General features: G+C 51.2%; 2 rRNA genes. Both read left to right on the forward strand.

The features are described from left to right. Positions 1-1,478 (forward strand): 16S ribosomal RNA (locus ACOSV2_RS22460); the annotation flags it as partial. 201 nt (positions 1,479-1,679) lie between these two features. Continuing rightward, positions 1,680-4,614 (forward strand): 23S ribosomal RNA (locus ACOSV2_RS22465). Positions 4,615-4,830: the final 216 nt, after the last annotated feature.

The following is a 4,830-nucleotide window of genomic DNA, read 5'->3' on the forward strand; positions in this document are numbered from 1 at the left end:
TGGGAGCTTGCTCCCATCAGTCAGCGGCGGACGGGTGAGTAACACGTGGGTAACCTGCCTGTAAGACTGGGATAACTCCGGGAAACCGGGGCTAATACCGGATAACTCATTTCCTCGCATGAGGAAATGTTGAAAGGTGGCTTTTAGCTATCACTTACAGATGGACCCGCGGCGCATTAGCTAGTTGGTGAGGTAATGGCTCACCAAGGCGACGATGCGTAGCCGACCTGAGAGGGTGATCGGCCACACTGGGACTGAGACACGGCCCAGACTCCTACGGGAGGCAGCAGTAGGGAATCTTCCGCAATGGACGAAAGTCTGACGGAGCAACGCCGCGTGAGTGATGAAGGTTTTCGGATCGTAAAGCTCTGTTGTTAGGGAAGAACAAGTACCGTTCGAATAGGGCGGTACCTTGACGGTACCTAACCAGAAAGCCACGGCTAACTACGTGCCAGCAGCCGCGGTAATACGTAGGTGGCAAGCGTTGTCCGGAATTATTGGGCGTAAAGCGCGCGCAGGTGGTTCCTTAAGTCTGATGTGAAAGCCCACGGCTCAACCGTGGAGGGTCATTGGAAACTGGGGAACTTGAGTGCAGAAGAGGAAAGTGGAATTCCAAGTGTAGCGGTGAAATGCGTAGATATTTGGAGGAACACCAGTGGCGAAGGCGACTTTCTGGTCTGTAACTGACACTGAGGCGCGAAAGCGTGGGGAGCAAACAGGATTAGATACCCTGGTAGTCCACGCCGTAAACGATGAGTGCTAAGTGTTAGGGGGTTTCCGCCCCTTAGTGCTGCAGCTAACGCATTAAGCACTCCGCCTGGGGAGTACGGTCGCAAGACTGAAACTCAAAGGAATTGACGGGGGCCCGCACAAGCGGTGGAGCATGTGGTTTAATTCGAAGCAACGCGAAGAACCTTACCAGGTCTTGACATCCTCTGACAACCCTAGAGATAGGGCTTTCCCCTTCGGGGGACAGAGTGACAGGTGGTGCATGGTTGTCGTCAGCTCGTGTCGTGAGATGTTGGGTTAAGTCCCGCAACGAGCGCAACCCTTGATCTTAGTTGCCAGCATTCAGTTGGGCACTCTAAGATGACTGCCGGTGACAAACCGGAGGAAGGTGGGGATGACGTCAAATCATCATGCCCCTTATGACCTGGGCTACACACGTGCTACAATGGACGGTACAAAGGGCAGCAAGACCGCGAGGTTTAGCCAATCCCATAAAACCGTTCTCAGTTCGGATTGTAGGCTGCAACTCGCCTACATGAAGCTGGAATCGCTAGTAATCGCGGATCAGCATGCCGCGGTGAATACGTTCCCGGGCCTTGTACACACCGCCCGTCACACCACGAGAGTTTGTAACACCCGAAGTCGGTGAGGTAACCTTTTGGAGCCAGCCGCCTAAGGTGGGACAGATGATTGGGGTGAAGTCGTAACAAGGTAGCCGTATCGGAAGGTGCGGCTGGATCACCTCCTTTCTAAGGAAGATGTAACTAAAACGTTTGACAGTCGAAGTTTTGTTCAGTTTTGATGGTTTAATTATCATCAAAACATTTTTTATCTCTTGCGAGATGAGAAGTTGTGTTTGTTCTTTGAAAACTAGATAAAGATAAATTGATAGTCAAGAAATTACCGAGTATCGCCATTTTAGGTTTTAAACCTGATGTAACAACCAATTCGGTTAAGTTATGAAGGGCGCACGGTGGATGCCTTGGCACTAGGAGCCGACGAAGGACGGGACTAACACCGATATGCTTTGGGGAGCTGTAAGTGAGCTTTGATCCAGAGATTTCCGAATGGGGGAACCCATTGTTCGTAATGGAACAATATCCTTACTTGAATACATAGAGTATGGAAGGCAGACCCAGGGAACTGAAACATCTAAGTACCTGGAGGAAGAGAAAGCAATTGCGATTCCCTGAGTAGCGGCGAGCGAAACGGGATGTAGCCCAAACCAAGAGGCTTGCCTCTTGGGGTTGTAGGACACTCTATACGGAGTTACAAAGGAATGAAGTAGACGAAGAAGTCTGGAAAGGCTCGTCAAAGAAGGTAACAACCCTGTAGTTGAAACTTCATTCTCTCTTGAGTGGATCCTGAGTACGGCGGGACACGTGAAATCCCGTCGGAAGCTGGGAGGACCATCTCCCAAGGCTAAATACTCCCTAGTGACCGATAGTGAACCAGTACCGTGAGGGAAAGGTGAAAAGCACCCCGGAAGGGGAGTGAAATAGAACCTGAAACCGTGTGCCTACAAGTAGTCAGAGCCCGTTAACGGGTGATGGCGTGCCTTTTGTAGAATGAACCGGCGAGTTACGATCCCATGCAAGGTTAAGTTGATAAGACGGAGCCGCAGCGAAAGCGAGTCTGAATAGGGCGAATGAGTATGTGGTCGTAGACCCGAAACCAGGTGATCTACCCATGTCCAGGATGAAGTTCAGGTAACACTGAATGGAGGTCCGAACCCACGCACGTTGAAAAGTGCGGGGATGAGGTGTGGGTAGCGGAGAAATTCCAATCGAACTTGGAGATAGCTGGTTCTCTCCGAAATAGCTTTAGGGCTAGCCTCATGTGTAAGAGTCTTGGAGGTAGAGCACTGTTTGGACTAGGGGCCCTCATCGGGTTACCGAATTCAGACAAACTCCGAATGCCAAAGACTTATCCATGGGAGTCAGACTGCGAGTGATAAGATCCGTAGTCGAAAGGGAAACAGCCCAGACCACCAGCTAAGGTCCCAAAGTATACGTTAAGTGGAAAAGGATGTGGAGTTGCTTAGACAACCAGGATGTTGGCTTAGAAGCAGCCACCATTTAAAGAGTGCGTAATAGCTCACTGGTCGAGTGACTCTGCGCCGAAAATGTACCGGGGCTAAACGTATCACCGAAGCTGTGGATTGACACCGTTTGGTGTCAGTGGTAGGAGAGCGTTCTAAGGACTGCGAAGCTAGACCGTAAGGACTGGTGGAGTGCTTAGAAGTGAGAATGCCGGTATGAGTAGCGAAAGATGGGTGAGAATCCCATCCACCGAATGCCTAAGGTTTCCTGAGGAAGGCTCGTCCGCTCAGGGTTAGTCGGGACCTAAGTCGAGGCCGATAGGCGTAGACGATGGACAACAGGTTGATATTCCTGTACCACCTCTTTTCCGTTTGAGCAATGGGGGGACGCAGGAGGATAGGGTAAGCGCACTGCTGGATATGTGCGTCTAAGCAGTTAGGCTGATGATGAGGCAAATCCCATCATCGTGAAGGCTGAGCTGTGATAGCGAGCGAATTATAGTAGCGAAGTTCCTGATTCCACACTGCCAAGAAAAGCCTCTAGCGAGGAAAAAGGTGCCCGTACCGCAAACCGACACAGGTAGGCGAGGAGAGAATCCTAAGGTGAGCGAGAGAACTCTCGTTAAGGAACTCGGCAAAATGACCCCGTAACTTCGGGAGAAGGGGTGCTCTGGTAGGGTGCAAGCCCGAGAGAGCCGCAGTGAATAGGCCCAGGCGACTGTTTAGCAAAAACACAGGTCTCTGCGAAGCCGTAAGGCGAAGTATAGGGGCTGACGCCTGCCCGGTGCTGGAAGGTTAAGAGGAGTGCTTAGCGCAAGCGAAGGTGCGAATCGAAGCCCCAGTAAACGGCGGCCGTAACTATAACGGTCCTAAGGTAGCGAAATTCCTTGTCGGGTAAGTTCCGACCCGCACGAAAGGCGTAACGATCTGGGCACTGTCTCAACGAGAGACTCGGTGAAATTATAGTACCTGTGAAGATGCAGGTTACCCGCGACAGGACGGAAAGACCCCGTGGAGCTTTACTGTAGCCTGATATTGAATTTTGGTACAGCTTGTACAGGATAGGTAGGAGCCTTGGAAACCGGAGCGCCAGCTTCGGTGGAGGCATCGGTGGGATACTACCCTGGCTGTATTGAAATTCTAACCCGCGCCCCTTATCGGGGTGGGAGACAGTGTCAGGTGGGCAGTTTGACTGGGGCGGTCGCCTCCTAAAGAGTAACGGAGGCGCCCAAAGGTTCCCTCAGAATGGTTGGAAATCATTCGCAGAGTGTAAAGGCACAAGGGAGCTTGACTGCGAGACCTACAAGTCGAGCAGGGACGAAAGTCGGGCTTAGTGATCCGGTGGTTCCGCATGGAAGGGCCATCGCTCAACGGATAAAAGCTACCCCGGGGATAACAGGCTTATCTCCCCCAAGAGTCCACATCGACGGGGAGGTTTGGCACCTCGATGTCGGCTCATCGCATCCTGGGGCTGTAGTCGGTCCCAAGGGTTGGGCTGTTCGCCCATTAAAGCGGTACGCGAGCTGGGTTCAGAACGTCGTGAGACAGTTCGGTCCCTATCCGTCGTGGGCGCAGGAAATTTGAGAGGAGCTGTCCTTAGTACGAGAGGACCGGGATGGACGCACCGCTGGTGTACCAGTTGTCTTGCCAAAGGCATCGCTGGGTAGCTATGTGCGGAAGGGATAAGTGCTGAAAGCATCTAAGCATGAAGCCCCCCTCGAGATGAGATTTCCCATCACGTAAGTGAGTAAGATCCCTAGAAGATGACTAGGTAGATAGGTCAGAGATGGAAGCATGGCGACATGTGGAGTTGACTGATACTAATCGATCGAGGACTTAACCACAAAGAGTCATTTTTTAAATGAACAACAATTGGTCGATATTCGGCTTTCTTGACATCAATTCTTTATCTAGTTTTCAGGGAATGAATTTTATACGTAAATATAAAAAAAGCCTTGAAAAATTATATCTACGCGATATAATAATACTTGTCCTTTAAAAGAGACAAGAAATAGTCTGGTGACAATGGCGAAGAGGTCACACCCGTTCCCATGCCGAAC

Source organism: Rossellomorea sp. DUT-2, assembly GCF_052665285.1.